The following is a 13,892-nucleotide window of genomic DNA, read 5'->3' as shown; positions in this document are numbered from 1 at the left end:
TCCGCAGGAGCCTCACGCATGAGCATGTCTCAACCGGGATCGTCCAAGACCAACAAGCCGTCCACGGTGCTGTTCGCCAGCTTGATCGGCACCACCATCGAATTCTTCGATTTCTATATCTACGCCACCGCCGCCGTGCTGGTGTTCCCCAAGCTGTTCTTCCCCGCCAGCGATCCCGCCGCCGCCACGTTGCAGTCGCTGGCCACCTTCGCCATCGCCTTCTTCGCGCGCCCGGTCGGCTCGGCCGTGTTCGGCCACTTCGGCGACCGCGTCGGCCGCAAGGCGACCCTGGTCGCGGCGCTGCTGATGATGGGGATCTCGACCGTGGTGATCGGCATGCTGCCGACCTACGCGCAGATCGGCACCCTGGCGCCGGCGCTGCTGGCGCTGTGCCGCTTCGGCCAGGGCCTGGGCCTGGGCGGCGAGTGGGGCGGCGCGGTGCTGCTGGCGACCGAGAACGCGCCGCCGGGCAAACGCGCCTGGTACGGCATGTTCCCGCAGCTGGGCGCGCCGATCGGCTTCTTCCTGTCGGGCGGCATCTTCCTGCTGCTGAGCGAGGTGCTGACCGACGCCGAGTTCTTCAGCTACGGCTGGCGCATCCCGTTCCTGGCCAGCTCGCTGCTGGTGATCGTCGGCCTGTACATCCGCCTGAAGATCCACGAGACGCCGGACTTCCAGAAGGTGCTCGACAAGAACGAGCGCGTCAAGGTGCCGGTGGTGACGGTGTTCCGCGACCACGGCCGCGTGCTGGTGCTGGGCACCCTGATCGCGCTGGCCACCTTCGTGCTGTTCTACCTGATGACGGTGTTCGCGCTCAGCTGGGGCACCACGGCGCTCAAGTTCACCCGCAAGGATTTCCTGATCCAGCAATTGATCGCCGTGCTGTTCTTCGGCCTGACGATCCCGCTCGCCGCGCTGTGGGCCGACCGCTACGGCCGCCGCACCACCCTGATCTGGGTCTCGGCCGCGATCGCCGTGTTCGGGCTGGCGCTGGCGCCGCTGTTCGGCTCGGGCAGCCTGGTCCAGATCACCGTGTTCCTGTCGGTCGGGCTGGCGCTGATGGGCATGACCTACGGCCCGCTGGGCACCATCCTGTCCGAACTGTTCCCGCCGGAGGTGCGCTACACCGGCGCCTCGCTGACGTTCAACCTGGCCGGCATCCTCGGCGCCTCGCTGGCGCCGTACATCGCCACCTGGCTGGCCACCAACTACGGCCTGCAATACGTCGGCTACTACTTGTCGGGCGCGGCGGTGATCAGCCTGGTGGCGCTGCTGCTGGTCAAGACCGGCGACGCCCGCGCCGCCCGCGCGGCCTGAGGTCGTCCTACAACCCGTCCCGGCCGATCGCCGGGACGGCGTGAATCGCTCAACTTCGTGCGCGTTGCGGCGGCAACCGGCTGATCTTTATGCTTGCTTAACAAGTTTTATAGTTGTACGATGACATACGACTAAAGTGATCTCGTGGAGACCGAGAGATCATCACCAAAAACCAAAACATAAGTGATGCCATGAACCTGAGCGAGCCTGTAACTCCGCACGTGGTGGGCCAAGCCGTCGGTAAATACCGATGGACCATCTGTGCACTGTTGTTTTTTGCCACCACCGTCAACTACCTGGACCGCCAGGTATTGAGCCTGCTGGCGCCGGACCTGTCCAAGGAGTTCGGCTGGACCAACACCGACTACGCCAACATCGCCGCCGCCTTCCAGTTCGTCTACGCGATCTCGATGCTGTTCGCCGGCCGCGTGGTCGACAAGATCGGCACCAAGGCCGCCTACGTGGTGGCGATCCTGATCTGGTCGCTGGGCGCGATCCTGCACGCGTTCTCGGTGCCGATGGGCGAGGGCGCGGCCGTCCTCGGCGCCGCCTTCGGCGTGGTGCTGGTGCCGTCGATCGTCGGCTTCATGATTTCGCGCGCGGTGCTGGCGGTCGGCGAGGCCGGCAACTTCCCGGCCGCGATCAAGGCCACCGCCGAATACTTTCCGAAGAAGGAACGCTCCTTCGCCACCGGCATCTTCAATTCCGGCGCCAACGTCGGCGCCATCCTGGCGCCGATCACGGTGCCGCTGATCGCCGCCGTCTGGGGCTGGCAGTCGGCCTTCATCATCATCGGCGCGCTGGGCTTCCTGTGGATGGCGGTGTGGCTGTGGCTGTATGAAAAGCCGGAACAGCAAAAGCGCCTGTCCAAGGCCGAGCTGGCCTACATCCGCAGCGACTCGGTGCAGCCGGTCGAAACCACCGAGCAAGCGTCGGCCGCCGCCGCCAAAAAAGTGTCGTGGTTCCAGCTGCTCAAATACCGCCAGACCTGGGCCTTCGCCTTCGGCAAGTTCATGACCGACGGCGTCTGGTGGTTTTTCCTGTTCTGGCTGCCGACCTACCTGTCGGCGCAATACGGCATGAAGGGCGACGCCATCATCGTGCCGCTGGCCGTGTTGTACAGCATGACGATGATCGGCTCGATCGGCGGCGGCTGGTTCCCCAGCTACTTCATGTCGCGCGGCTACGCGCCGTACGACGGCCGCATGAAAGCCATGCTGGTGATCGCCTTCTTCCCGCTGGTGGTGCTGCTGGCGCAACCGCTCGGCGCGATCAGCTTCTGGGTGCCGGTGCTGCTGATCGGCGTCGGCGCCTCGGCGCACCAGGCCTGGTCGGCCAACATCTTCACCACCGTGTCGGACATGTTCCCGCAAAAATCGGTGGCCTCGGTGATCGGCATCGGCGGCATGGCCGGCGGCATCGGCGGCGTCGCGCTGACCAAACTGGGCGGCTGGGTGTTCGACTATTACAAGTCGGTCAACGACATCCGCACCGGCTACATGATCATGTTCGGCATCTGCGCGCTGGCCTACCTGGTGGCGTGGTGCGTGATGAAGGCGCTGGTGCCGCGCCATAAGGAAATCACCGACCTGTAGGCGGCCGATCGGCGGGTTGATCGGGAGGGCGGGGGCGCGTGCTAATATCCCCGCTTTGGCGCCGCGCCTATCCCACAGCCCGATCATGAAAAAAAATGTAGCAACCATCCGCGACGTCGCGGCGGAGGCCGGTGTATCGACGGCCACCGTCTCCAAGTTCGTCAACGGCGCGCAGCGCTTCTCGCCGGCGGTGGAGGCGACCATCAGGGAAGTCATCGCGCGGCTGGGCTACCGCTCCAATCCGCTGGCGCAATCGATGATCACCGGCCGCACCAAGAGCATCGGCCTGTCGGTGCTGGACGTCGGCAACCCCCATTTCACCAGCATCGTCAAGGGCGCCAACCGGGTCGCGCTGGCGCACGGCTACACCTTGCTGCTGGTCGACACCGAGGAAAATCCCGACCGCGAGCGGCCCCTGCTGGAGGCGCTGAGCCGGCGCGTCGACGGCCTGATCATTTTTTCGCGGATGCTCGAATCGGAAATGGACTGGGTCATGGACCTGGGCAAGCCGCTGGTGTATTTCGGCCGGCCGGCGCGCTTGAACCTGCCGTGGGTCGGCAGCGACGACCATCGCGGCGCCGGCATGCTGGTGCGGCACCTGGTCGCGCAGGGACACAAGCGGATCGCCTACCTGCGCTTTCCGCGCTCGCGCCGCGACGAGGACCGGCTGGGCGCGATCCGCGAATGCCTGGCCGGCTACGGCCAGCAATTGACGGTCTACGAAGGCGGCGCGCCGACCTCGGCCGAAGGCGAGCGCCTGAGCTCGGCCATCATGCTGGGCGAGCAGCCGCCCGACGCCTTGATCTGCTACAACGACCTGATCGCGCTCGGCTTCATGAAGGCGGCGCAAACCTTGGGCTTCAACCTGCCGGCCGACATCTCGGTGGCCGGCTTCGACAACATCCAGTACGGCCAATACACGTCGCCGGCGCTGACGACGGTCGACCTGCAGAGCGAACGGATGGGCGTCGCCGCGATGGAAAAGCTGATCGCCGCGATCGACGGCAAGCCGCCGTCGGATACCGTGATGATCGAACCGCAACTGGTGCTGCGCACCTCGGTCGCCAAGCGCAATTAATTTTCCAGACCCCGCTCGGGCCGGCCTGGCCCGGCGTTGCTCAGGCGATGATGGTGTCGATGCGCGCCGGCGAGATCGGCATGCGCACCGCGTCGGGACGCCAGCCGTACAGCACTTCGGTGGCGCCGCCGCAGATGCGGCCCTGGCACGGCCCCATGCCGCAGCGCGTTTGCAGCTTGGCGCAGCGCCACGTGGTGTGGGTGCGCAGTTCGCCGTGGGCGACGTCCTCGCAGCGGCAGACGATGGTGTCGTCGCCGGCCAGCGTGGCCAGCTCCGGCCGCAGCGCGAAGGCGCGCGCCAGGCTGGCGGCGAATTTGCGCCAGCGCGCGCGTTCGCCGAATTCGGCCTGCGCCGGCACGATCTGGCCGCTGGCCGACAGGCCGGCGATGCGGCCCTCCACCAGCGCCAGGTCGACCCCGCCCACGCCCGTGCCTTCGCCGGCGCAGTAGATGCCGAGCACCGAGGTTTGCTGAAAGTGGTCGGCGTCGACCACCGTTTGCGCGCCGTCGCTGGCGGTGGCGCAGCCGAGCGCCTGCGCCAGTTCCACGTTCGGCATCAGGCCGTAGCCGCAGGCCAGGTAGTCGCACTGCAGCGTTTCCAGCTCGCGTCCATGCCCGCGCTGGACCAGCACCGATTGCAAGGTGCCGTCGCCGTGCGCCGAATGCACGTAGCTGTCGCGCAGATACGGCACGTCCTTCAGTTGCGCGGCCAGCCGCAGCGCCTGCCCGATCTTGGCCGGTGTCCAGACCAGGCCCAGCGCGAAGCGCGCCATCGCCGGCGTCGCCGCCTGCTCGATGATGGCGACGATGTGCGCGCCCTTGAATTTGAGCGTGGCCGCCACCGCCAGCAGCAGCGGACCGCTGCCGGCCACCACCACCCGCTTGCCTTGCAGCGGATAGCCGCCCTTGGCCAGCGCCTGCAGGCCGCCGGCGCCGGTCACGCCGGGCAGGGTCCATCCGGGGAAGGGCAGCAGCCGTTCGCGCGCGCCGGTCGCCAGGATCAGATGGCCGAAGCGCAGCGTGTCCGAGGCCGCCGCCGACTGCACCCGCAGCTGTCCCGGCTCCGGCGAATACAGCACCCGCGTTTGCGGCAGGAAGGTGACGTTGGGCGCGTCGCGCAGTGCGCTCCACAGCGATTGCGCGCGCGGGTCGGCCTGCCGATCGGGGCCGCCGCGCCAGATCTGGCCGCCGGCCAGCGGATTGTCGTCGACGATGCCGACCCGCACGCCGCCGCCGCAGGCGGCATGCGCCGCCGCCAGGCCGGCCGGGCCGGCGCCGATCACCAGGATGTCGTAGTGGCTCATGCCGCGCGCTCCGGCGCGCCGGTCTGCACATGCATGCCGTCGGCGCACAAGGCCTGGCACGAAAGCTGATGCGGCCGGCCGTCGATGGTCACGCGGCATTCCTGGCACACGCCCATGCCGCACAACGGCGCGCGCGCGGCGCCGCCGACCGAGCGCCGGGTGACGATGTTGCCCGCCATCGCGATGGCGGCGGCCACGCTGACGCCGGGCGCCACGCTCACCGCGCGCGCATCGATGCTGAGGGTGATGCTGTCGCCGTTGGCGCGGTTGTTGGCAAAAGTGTGGGCGGCGAATTCAAACATGGAAGCGGCGGGGCAGGTAGGGATTGATGGGGATGCGCGTGCTCTCGCCTTGCATCTGGCCGGCCAGCAGCTGCGCCGTCGCCAGCGAGGTGGTGATGCCCAGGCCCTCGTGGCCGGTGGCGAGCCACAGGCCGCGCCGCGCCGGGTGCGGCCCGATCAGCGGCAGGCCGTCGGGCGTGGCGGCGCGCAGGCCGGTCCAGCAACGCAGCACGTGCAGTTGCGCCAGCGCCGGGGTGAAGGTGGTGGCGTGCCTGAGCATCCGTTGCAGCATGGCCGGCTCCACCGCCGTGTCGATGGTGTCGAACTGGCGCGAGGAGCCGATCAACACTTGTCCGGTGGGACGCGGCTGCAAATTGAACGCGACCGAGTCGCCGCTGGCGGCATGGGCGCTTTTGATATAACCCAGCTCCACCAGCTGGTGCCGGACGAAGCCGGGATAGCGGTCGGTGATGGCGATGTGTCCTTTCTTCGGCTGCACCGGCAGCTCCGGCAGCAGCGCCGACGAGCGCGAACCGGCGGCCAGCACGATGTGCTGCGCCTGGTGGCGCGTGCCGTCGGCCAGCACCACGCCGTGGTCCTCGATGGCGGTCACGGCGGCGCGCTTGGTGATGGCGCCGCGCCGCATCGCGCGGTCGAGCAGGATGCGCGCGCTCTTGGGCGGGTAGACCAGGCCGTCGCCCTTGACCAGCAGTCCTCCCGCCAGCCCGGCGCGCAGCTGCGGCTCGCGCGCGTACAGCGCCGCCGGCGACAGCAGTTCGCAGGTGACGCCGTAGGCCGACAGCGTCTGCGCCTTGACGCGCGCGGCGTCCATTTCCTCTTCATCGGCGGCGACCCAGATGGTGCCGCAGCCGCTGTACTCGTGGCGCTGCGGGCGTTCGCCCACCAGGTCGTTCCACAACGAGACCGAATACGCCGACAGCGCCAGTTCGGCCGCGTTGTCGTCCATGACCACCAGGTGGCCCATGCCGGCCGCCGTGGCGCCGCCGCCGGCGATATCCTGCTCGACGACCGCCACCCGCAGTCCGCGCTCGCTGAGCGCGTCCGCGCAGGCCGCGCCGACGATGCCGGCGCCGACGACGATCACGTCGGTGTTGTTCACCGGATGCCCCACACGAAAGGATCGGTCGGGTCGAGGATCAGCGACGCCTGCGCGTTGACCCACGCCTTGCCGCGGATGCTGGGGATCAGCTGCTCGCCGCGATAGCGGTAGGACGCCTCGAACACGCTGCCGATGACGCTTTCCTGCTTCCACAGCGCGCCCTCGGCCAGTTTGCCGTCGGCCGCCAGGCAGGCCAGCTTGGCGCTGGTGCCGGTGCCGCACGGCGAGCGGTCGTAGGCTTTACCGGGGCACAGCACGAAGCTTTGGCTGTCGGCGCCGGTGCGCGATGGCGCGAACAGTTCGATGTGGTCGATCAGCGCGCCGCCGTCGCCGGTGACGCCGTCCCGCTGCAGCGCCGCGCCCACGGCCGCGCTGTAGGCGGTCAGCGCCTCGACGTTGGCGACATTCAGTTCCAGCCCATGACCGGCGACCAGGAAGAACCAGTTGCCGCCGTAGGCGACGTCGCCGGTGACCGCGCCGTAGCCCGGCACGTCCACGGTGACCTGTTCGCGGCTGCGGTAGGAGGCGACGTTGTCGACGGTGACGCTGCCGTCTTCGTGCAGCCGCGCCTCGACCACGCCGACCGGCGTGTCGATGCGGTGGCGGCCCGGCCCGATGCGGCCCATGAAGGCCAGCGAGGCCACCAGGCCGATGGTGCCGTGGCCGCACATGCCGAGGTAGCCGACATTGTTGAAGAAGATGACGCCGGCCGCGCAATCGGCGGCGTGCGGCTCGCACAGCAGCGCGCCGACCAGCACGTCGGAGCCGCGCGGCTCGCACACCACGGCGGAGCGGAAGGTGTCGTGTTCGCGTTTGAGCAGTGCCAGGCGCTCGTCCAGGGGGCCGTTGCCCAGATCCGGGCCGCCCTCGGTGACCAGCCGGGTAGGCTCGCCGCCGGTATGGGAGTCGATGATGGTGATGGTTTTCATGCTCAAATCTTAGGCTTCCCGGGCCTGGCTGTCTTGCACCGCCTGCGCACGTTAAATGACGAAATCTGCACAATCGCGAAAAAACAGCAGACTGCGGCGCGGACCGCTGGCACAATCGCGAACATGGACAATTCCTCCCCTCCCGACGACCCCGCCCGCCGCGCGCTGGGCGCAGGCATAGCCGATCCCTTCTTCGCCGAAGCGCTTTTCGACGCGCTGCCGGACGTGGTTTTCTTCGTCAAGGACGTGCAGGGAAGGTATGTGGTGGTCAATCAAACGCTGGTGCAGCGGTGCGGCCGCCGGCACAAATCGGCGCTGATCGGGCGCACCCCGGCCGAGGTGTTCGCCCATCCGTTCGGCCAGTCGTACGTCGCGCAGGACATGGCGGTGCTGGCCGGCGGCAACGACATCGAGGACCAGCTCGAGCTGCATTTGTATCCCAGCCGCGATCCCGGCTGGTGCCTGACGCGCAAGACGGCGCTGCGCGACGCCGCTGGCCGCATCGTCGGCCTGACCGGCGTCTCGCGCGACCTGGCGATGGCGGACAAGAAGAATCCCGCCTACCGCAAGGTGGCGGCGGCGGTGAACCTGATCCAGGAGCAGTACGGGCAGCCGCTGCACCTGGCAGAACTGGCGCGCACGGCCAACATGTCGGTGGCGCAGATCGAGCGCTACTTCCTGCGCATCTTCCACCTGACGCCCCGGCAGATGATCATCCAGACCCGCGTCGAGGCGGCGTCGCGCATGCTGGGCGGCGGCGCCAGCGTGGCCGAAATCGCCCAGGCCTGCGGCTACGGCGACCATTCCGCCTTCACGCGCCAGTTCAAGGCCACCACCGGCGTCACGCCGAGCCAGTACCGCCAGCTGGCGGGCAAAGCGCCCGGCCAGCCCGCCCACCAACCGGCCGGCCAGGCTGCCGGCGGCGCCGGCACCCAGGCGGCGCTCAGGTGACCATCTCGGCGTCGGCCACTTCGACCCGGTTGCGGCCCTGCTGCTTGGCGCGGTACAGCGCCGCGTCGGCCAGTTTCATCAGATCGAGCGGGTGGTCGTCCTCGCATGGAACGATCAGCGCCACGCCGACGCTTGCCGTCAGCACCTGGAACGGCGAGCGCTCGTGCCCGATCCCGAGCGCGGAGATGGAGCGGCAGATCATGTCGGCCATCGCCAGCGCGTGCGGCAGGTCCTGCGCTTCGGCGATGATGGCGAACTCCTCGCCGCCGTAGCGGGCCACGAAGTCGCTGTTGCGGCGGATATGCGTGGTCAGCTCGTCGGCCACGGCGCACAGCGCGTCGTCGCCGGCCTGGTGGCCGTAATGGTCGTTGTACTGCTTGAACAGGTCGACGTCGAGCATCGCCAGCATCAGCAGCCGGTTGCCACGGCGGCAGCGGTTCCATTCGCTGGCCAGCATCTCGTCGAAGCGGCGCCGGTTGGCGATGCCGGTCAGGCCGTCGGTGGCGCTCATGGCCGCCAGCAGGCTGTTCGACTTTTCCAGTTCCCGGGTGCGTAGGCGCACGCGGTTTTCCAGGTCGCGCTCGCGCGCGTGCAGTTCGTCCAGCAGCACGGCGAAGCCGATGCCGACGATGCAAAGCGTGAGGATGAACTCCTGCGCGCGCACCGTCTCCAGATGCACCGGCACGTCGCCGAAAGGCTTCAAGCCTGTGGTCATCATCATCGCCGTCGACAGCGAAATCAGCGCCACCGTCAGCGTGGTGAGGCGGATGCCGCAGCGGAAGGCGATCAGCGCCACCGCCGGCAGCAGCAGGGTCGGCGTCACCGAGACGCCGTCGATCTCGCCGCCGTGCGCTGACAGCACGGCCGTCGCCAGCAGCAGGGTGAAGATCAGCAGGGTGTCGTCGAGCCGCGTCAGGCGCCGTTCGTGGCGCGCCGGCTGCGACAGCGACACCAGCAGCGGCGTGTAGATCAGCAGCCCGAGACCGTCGCCGAACCACCACAGGCGCGTCAGCGTGAAGTACGAAGGCGGGGCGTGAAACAGAAAATGCAGCACCGCCGCCGCCATGAAGGCCGCCAGCAGCGCGCCGACCACGGGGCCGGCCAAAATGAAGATCATCAGGTCCTTCAGGCGCTGAAGGCTGAACGACGCGCCGCTGCGGCGCATCAAAGCGTATGTAACGAGGACTTCCGTCAAATTGCACACGCTGAACAGGACAGCACCCATCCAGCCGAAGGCGTTGACGTTGGCCAGCACGTCGGAGGTGAAGGTGAGGGCGGCCAGCAGCGGCGCGCGGCGCCCCTCGAAACGCAGCAGCGCCGCCAGCAGCACCGCGTTGGGCAGCCAGACGACCACCACGTTTTCAGGCGTGACGGCGCAGAAGAAGGTCAGCTTGACGCTGGCGAAGTGGAACAACGGCAGCAGCAGGCAAAACAGCCAGCCCGGATGATGCCAAAAATTCTCGCGCTTGTTCATCGCCGGCTGCCCTTGTAACGCCATCATCCCGGCCACCGTGGCCGTGGTTGAGATGATTGCGCGACAAGATAGTTGCTGTCAATGCTTGCATGCGCCTAGGGACGATAAGCGCGGCGTAATCGGCCATGTGTGTCATCGGCGACGCACACATGGCCGCTTGACCGCGCGACCGCGCGACCGTTGTGCGGTCAGCCGGTTTTGACCAGCTGCTCGCCGACGTAGACGCGGTAGCGGCGTATCCGCCCGGTCACCCCGTCGGCGCCCTGGCGCGGCGTGTAGCGCAAGCCGGCCACCGTGTCCGACTGCCCCAGGTCGAGGATGATGCGGTGCGGGTGGGCCGGATGCGGCGCCTTGCCGGTGTAGGCGCTATGCCAGAAGTCCGTGGCCTGGCCGTTGATGGCGTTGAGCGCCGAGCCGTCTTCCCTGGTGCGTTCCTCGCTGCTGACGTAGGCGATGGTCCAGTTGGACTGGTTCAGCGTCTTGCCGTCCGCGCCGAGCAGCGCCAGTTCCGCGATGGCCGCGAACTGCTTGCCGTCGAAGGCGTCGAGCGACTCCAGGCACACCTGGCGGCCTTTGACGGCCTGCGCGAACTTGACATCCTGGGTCGCGGCGCCGTTCTGGAATTGGCCCTCGTGCGCCGGCTTGACGTTATCCAGCGCGGGTTTGTCGTTGTTCGGCGGCCGGGCCAGATCGAGTTCCGGACGCAGCTTGTCGAGGATAGGCGCCTTCAGGCCGGCGATGCGCGCGCTTTGCGGCCCGGTCAAGTCCAGCACCACCACCTCGTTGCGGCCACGCTTGATCCAAGGGCCGGGCAGGTACATGGTCTGCGTCGGCCCGATGTTCCAGTAGCGTCCCAGGCAGCGGCCGTTGACCCAGACCACGCCCTGGCCCCAGCTTGACATGTCGAGGAAGGTGTCGCCGGTTTGCGGCGCGTCGAACTCGCCGCGCCAGAAGGCCGGACCCCTGGCGCGGCCGGTTTTCCACGCCAGCGGCGGCAGCACGCCGTCGGCGTCGAAGTCGATGGCGCGGATTTCCCAGTTTTCCAGCGGCTGGCCGGCCAAACGCACCGGCCCGTGCATGCCCTTGCGGTCGTGGATCTCGACGCCGAAGTTGACCCGCGCGATGGTGTACAACAGGATTTCAAGGGTCGCCGGCCGGCTGCGCGCCGGCAGGTCGACCTTGAAGCGGCGGTAGCGCGTGTCCATCGTGCCGACCTGCTTGCCGTCGATGTAGACCCAGGCCAGGTCGCGCACCTTGGCCGCTTCCAGCGTGGCGGCCGGACCGGCGGGCAGGGTGACCTTGTAGGACACCAGCCCCCGGCTGATGTCGTACTGCTCGATCGGCTGCGGCGAGACGGCCTTGATGGCGTCGGCCGGCAAGGCCGACGACACCGACGCCGACTGCTTCAGCGTGAACGGCGCGATGGCGATCAGCGGGTTTTGCGGCGGTGGCGGCGGCAGCGTTTCGCCGGCCATCAGGTAGGGCTTCATGCCGTCGCGGTAGGCCTGGAATTTTTCGCCCGTCCATCCCGCTTCGCTGATCGGCGCGTCGTAGTCGTAGCTGGTGGTGTCGGGACGGAAGGGCCGGTCGCAGCCGCCCCACAGGCCGAAGGTGGTACCGCCGTGCGCCATGTACAGGCTGAAGGAGCCGTTCGCCTTGAGCATGGTCTGGATGTCGGCCACCGCGCCGGCGGCCGAGCCGCGCCGGTGCGGCGCGCCCCAGGTGTCGAACCAGCCGGAGTAGTATTCGCCGCACATGCGCGGCCCTTTCTGCACCTGGTCCAGCACCTTGAAGCCGGCCGCCGGATCGCTGCCGAAGTTCGCCACCGAGAACAGCTCCTTCAAATGGGTCTTGGCGACGGCGTTGGTCGGATTGCACTGGAACAGCGGGACGTCGAAACCGGCGTCCAGCAGTCCCTGGCGCATCTCGCGCATGTAGTCGAGGTCTTCGCCGAAGAAGCCGTACTCGTTCTCGACCTGCACCATCAGGATAGGACCGCCCTTGGTGATTTGCTGCGGGCCGAGCGCGCGGCCGACTTCCTTCATCCAGCGCTTGGCAGGCGTCATGTAGTTGGCGTCGCGCGTGCGCAGGAAGCTATCGCCGGGCTTCTTCAGCAGCCACCATGGCAGGCCGCCCATTTCCCACTCGGCGCAGGCGTAGGGGCCGGGACGCAGGATCACCCACAGGCCCTCGGCCTGCGCCAGGCGGCAGAATTCGGCGGCGTCGCGCTGTCCCTGCCAGTCGTATTTACCCTCGCGCCATTCGTGGTAGTTCCAGAACAGGTAGGCGCAGACGGTGTTCAGGCCCATGGCCTTGATGGCTTTCAGGCGGTGCGTCCAGTATTCGCGCGGCACGCGGGCGAAGTGCATTTCGCCGCAGCGGATCTGCAGGCGCTGGCCGTCGAGGAGGAAGTCGCTGTCGCCGATGGCGAAGCGCGCGGAGGCGGCGGCGTGCACCTGGGCGGCCACCGGCAGCAGCAGGCTGCCCATGGCGGCGCTGGCGCCGCGCAGCACTTCGCGGCGTTTTACGGAGTATGTGGTCATGGGATCAGTAGTTGACTGGGTAATCTTTAGGGAAACGGGCGCCGGCGAAGGCTTTTTTCTGGGTCCAGTCCTGCGGCGCCGAGGTCCAGTAGCTGTCGCTCTCCGGCAGGCCCAGTGGCAGCAGGCTGGCCGAGGCGATGTACATGCTGCCGTTGTTGGAGTACCAGTCGCCCAGCTCCGGCTGGTGGCCGACGAAGCCGATGGTCAGGTAGCCGTCCCTGGTGAAGTTGCCGGGCGCCGTCCACACGGCCTTGTGCACCGCCTGCAGCGCGGCGCGGATCTGGCCCTCCGGCAGGCTGGCGGGCAGCTGCTTGCGCAGCGCCAGCAGCGCCAGCGGCTGGAACGCCGCCGTGCGGTAGGTCAGCGAACGGCCGATCGGCGGGAAGCTGCCATCGGTGGAGATGAAGCGCTCCAGGTGCTCGCTGTAGCGCTGCATGCGCTTGACCGCCTGCGCGCGCAGCTCCTCGGGCTTGCCGTTCCAGAACGCGCCTTTTTTCTGATCGAGCACGTCGAGGATCTCCACCAGCATCGGGTGCATGACGAAGGCGTTGTAGTAGTCGAAGTGGAAGGCGTCGCCGTCCTTGATCCAGCCGTCGCCCACATACCATTCGTTGATCTTGCGGATCGCCACGTTCATGCGCAGCGGGTCGAACTCCTCGCCGATCGACATCAGCCAGGCTTCGTTCATGGCGGCGAACAGCATCCAGTTGATGTACGGCGGCTCGATGCGGCGCAGCGATTTGATCTCGGCGATGATGCGCTGCTTGGTCTTGGCGTCGAGCGGCTCCCACAGCGCCTTCGGCGCGCGGATCAGCGCATTGGTGAAGTAGGCCGAATCGACCAGCGTCTGGCCCGGGCCTTTCCACAGCAGGTAGTCCGGATTGGCCGGATCGACCGAGTTGGCATAGCTTTGCAGCGCCAGTTGATGCAGGCGCTTGCGGGTGCGGCCCTCCGGCGTGCCGTCGTCCGCCAACGCCAGCCACGGCGCCACGCCGGCGATCAGCCGGCCGAAGCACTCGAGATAGGCCACGCCCTTGTCGCGGCCATCCCAGGTCGGGCTCACTTCCAGCGCGAAGTTTTTCTTCAAGGTGCCGGCCGCCATGTTGGCCAGCACCGGTTCGGTCATCTTTTGCGCCAGCGCTGCCAGTTGCGCGCGCGCGGTCTTGCCGTCGGCGCCGGCCGGCGAAGCCGATGCCGGGGCTGGAGTCGCGGCGACGGCGCTTTGCGCTCCCAGCGTCGCACCCGCGGCCGAACCGGCCATCACGGCCTGTATGAAATTGCGTCGTTCCATCGTGTCTCCG

The 13,892-nt window shown here is 68.0% G+C and carries 11 protein-coding genes; 4 read left to right on the top strand and 7 right to left on the bottom strand.

Going from position 1 to position 13,892, the window contains the following annotated elements:
• Positions 1-18: 18 nt before the first annotated feature.
• The 3 genes from BMX85_RS21630 (at position 19) to BMX85_RS21620 (ending at position 3,990) form a co-directional block, all read left to right on the top strand.
• Complete coding sequence (locus BMX85_RS21630; protein WP_090323547.1) at positions 19-1,317, top strand: MFS transporter; 1,299 nt, start codon at positions 19-21, stop codon at positions 1,315-1,317.
• Between the two features lie 191 nt (positions 1,318-1,508).
• Positions 1,509-2,912 carry an MFS transporter gene (locus tag BMX85_RS21625; protein ID WP_090323545.1) on the top strand — a complete coding sequence of 468 codons (1,404 nt, stop codon included), beginning with the start codon at positions 1,509-1,511 and terminating at the stop codon, positions 2,910-2,912.
• A gap of 85 nt (positions 2,913-2,997) precedes the next feature.
• Complete coding sequence (locus BMX85_RS21620) at positions 2,998-3,990, top strand: LacI family DNA-binding transcriptional regulator (protein WP_090323542.1); 993 nt, start codon at positions 2,998-3,000, stop codon at positions 3,988-3,990.
• Between the two features lie 40 nt (positions 3,991-4,030).
• Here BMX85_RS21620 and BMX85_RS21615 read toward each other — a convergent pair whose 3' ends face one another.
• Genes BMX85_RS21615 through BMX85_RS21600 form a run of 4 tightly spaced genes read right to left on the bottom strand, consistent with a single transcriptional unit; the run spans position 4,031 to position 7,623 of the window.
• The gene (locus tag BMX85_RS21615; protein ID WP_090323539.1) at positions 4,031-5,293 is read right to left on the bottom strand and encodes an NAD(P)/FAD-dependent oxidoreductase; all 1,263 of its coding nucleotides are present in this window, start codon (positions 5,291-5,293) and stop codon (positions 4,031-4,033) included.
• The gene (locus BMX85_RS21610; protein ID WP_090323537.1) at positions 5,290-5,595 is read right to left on the bottom strand and encodes a (2Fe-2S)-binding protein; all 306 of its coding nucleotides are present in this window, start codon (positions 5,593-5,595) and stop codon (positions 5,290-5,292) included. Before BMX85_RS21610 ends, BMX85_RS21615 begins: the two co-directional genes overlap by 4 nt.
• Positions 5,588-6,694 carry an NAD(P)/FAD-dependent oxidoreductase gene (locus BMX85_RS21605; RefSeq protein ID WP_090323534.1) on the bottom strand — a complete coding sequence of 369 codons (1,107 nt, stop codon included), beginning with the start codon at positions 6,692-6,694 and terminating at the stop codon, positions 5,588-5,590. Before BMX85_RS21605 ends, BMX85_RS21610 begins: the two co-directional genes overlap by 8 nt.
• The gene (locus tag BMX85_RS21600) at positions 6,691-7,623 is read right to left on the bottom strand and encodes a 4-hydroxyproline epimerase (RefSeq protein ID WP_090323532.1); all 933 of its coding nucleotides are present in this window, start codon (positions 7,621-7,623) and stop codon (positions 6,691-6,693) included. Before BMX85_RS21600 ends, BMX85_RS21605 begins: the two co-directional genes overlap by 4 nt.
• Positions 7,624-7,746: 123 nt before the next feature.
• Between BMX85_RS21600 and BMX85_RS21595 the strand changes: the two genes are divergently transcribed.
• The gene (locus BMX85_RS21595) at positions 7,747-8,574 is read left to right on the top strand and encodes an AraC family transcriptional regulator (RefSeq protein ID WP_229210608.1); all 828 of its coding nucleotides are present in this window, start codon (positions 7,747-7,749) and stop codon (positions 8,572-8,574) included.
• On the opposite strand, the gene BMX85_RS21590 is transcribed toward BMX85_RS21595, so the two are convergent.
• The 3 genes from BMX85_RS21590 to BMX85_RS21580 form a co-directional block, all read right to left on the bottom strand.
• Positions 8,567-10,075 carry a GGDEF domain-containing protein gene (locus BMX85_RS21590; protein ID WP_229210607.1) on the bottom strand — a complete coding sequence of 503 codons (1,509 nt, stop codon included), beginning with the start codon at positions 10,073-10,075 and terminating at the stop codon, positions 8,567-8,569. The genes BMX85_RS21595 and BMX85_RS21590 overlap by 8 nt on opposite strands.
• Positions 10,076-10,236: 161 nt before the next feature.
• Positions 10,237-12,591, bottom strand: coding sequence for a beta-galactosidase (locus tag BMX85_RS21585; protein ID WP_090323528.1), 2,355 nt, complete (start codon positions 12,589-12,591; stop codon positions 10,237-10,239).
• Positions 12,592-12,595: 4 nt separating this feature from the next.
• On the bottom strand, positions 12,596-13,882 hold the full coding sequence (locus BMX85_RS21580; RefSeq protein ID WP_090323522.1) for a DUF2264 domain-containing protein: 1,287 nt from the start codon (positions 13,880-13,882) through the stop codon (positions 12,596-12,598).
• Positions 13,883-13,892 lie beyond the last annotated feature (10 nt).

It is taken from the genome of Duganella sp. CF517, from assembly GCF_900110275.1.
In the GTDB taxonomy this organism is placed as follows: Bacteria; Pseudomonadota; Gammaproteobacteria; order Burkholderiales; family Burkholderiaceae_D; genus Rugamonas.
This window is presented reverse-complemented; position numbering and strand designations above follow the sequence as displayed.

Excerpts from the sequence above, each read along its gene's own strand:
- BMX85_RS21630 (WP_090323547.1), top strand. The coding sequence starts at position 19 with ATGAGCATGTCTCAACCGGGATCGTCCAAGACCAACAAGCCGTCCACG.
- BMX85_RS21590 (WP_229210607.1), bottom strand. The coding sequence starts at position 10,075 with ATGATGGCGTTACAAGGGCAGCCGGCGATGAACAAGCGCGAGAATTTT.
- BMX85_RS21610 (WP_090323537.1), bottom strand. The coding sequence starts at position 5,595 with ATGTTTGAATTCGCCGCCCACACTTTTGCCAACAACCGCGCCAACGGC.
- BMX85_RS21615 (WP_090323539.1), bottom strand. The coding sequence starts at position 5,293 with ATGAGCCACTACGACATCCTGGTGATCGGCGCCGGCCCGGCCGGCCTG.
- BMX85_RS21620 (WP_090323542.1), top strand. The coding sequence starts at position 2,998 with ATGAAAAAAAATGTAGCAACCATCCGCGACGTCGCGGCGGAGGCCGGT.
- BMX85_RS21585 (WP_090323528.1), bottom strand. The coding sequence starts at position 12,591 with ATGACCACATACTCCGTAAAACGCCGCGAAGTGCTGCGCGGCGCCAGC.
- BMX85_RS21625 (WP_090323545.1), top strand. The coding sequence starts at position 1,509 with ATGAACCTGAGCGAGCCTGTAACTCCGCACGTGGTGGGCCAAGCCGTC.
- BMX85_RS21595 (WP_229210608.1), top strand. The coding sequence starts at position 7,747 with ATGGACAATTCCTCCCCTCCCGACGACCCCGCCCGCCGCGCGCTGGGC.
- BMX85_RS21580 (WP_090323522.1), bottom strand. The coding sequence starts at position 13,882 with ATGGAACGACGCAATTTCATACAGGCCGTGATGGCCGGTTCGGCCGCG.
- BMX85_RS21600 (WP_090323532.1), bottom strand. The coding sequence starts at position 7,623 with ATGAAAACCATCACCATCATCGACTCCCATACCGGCGGCGAGCCTACC.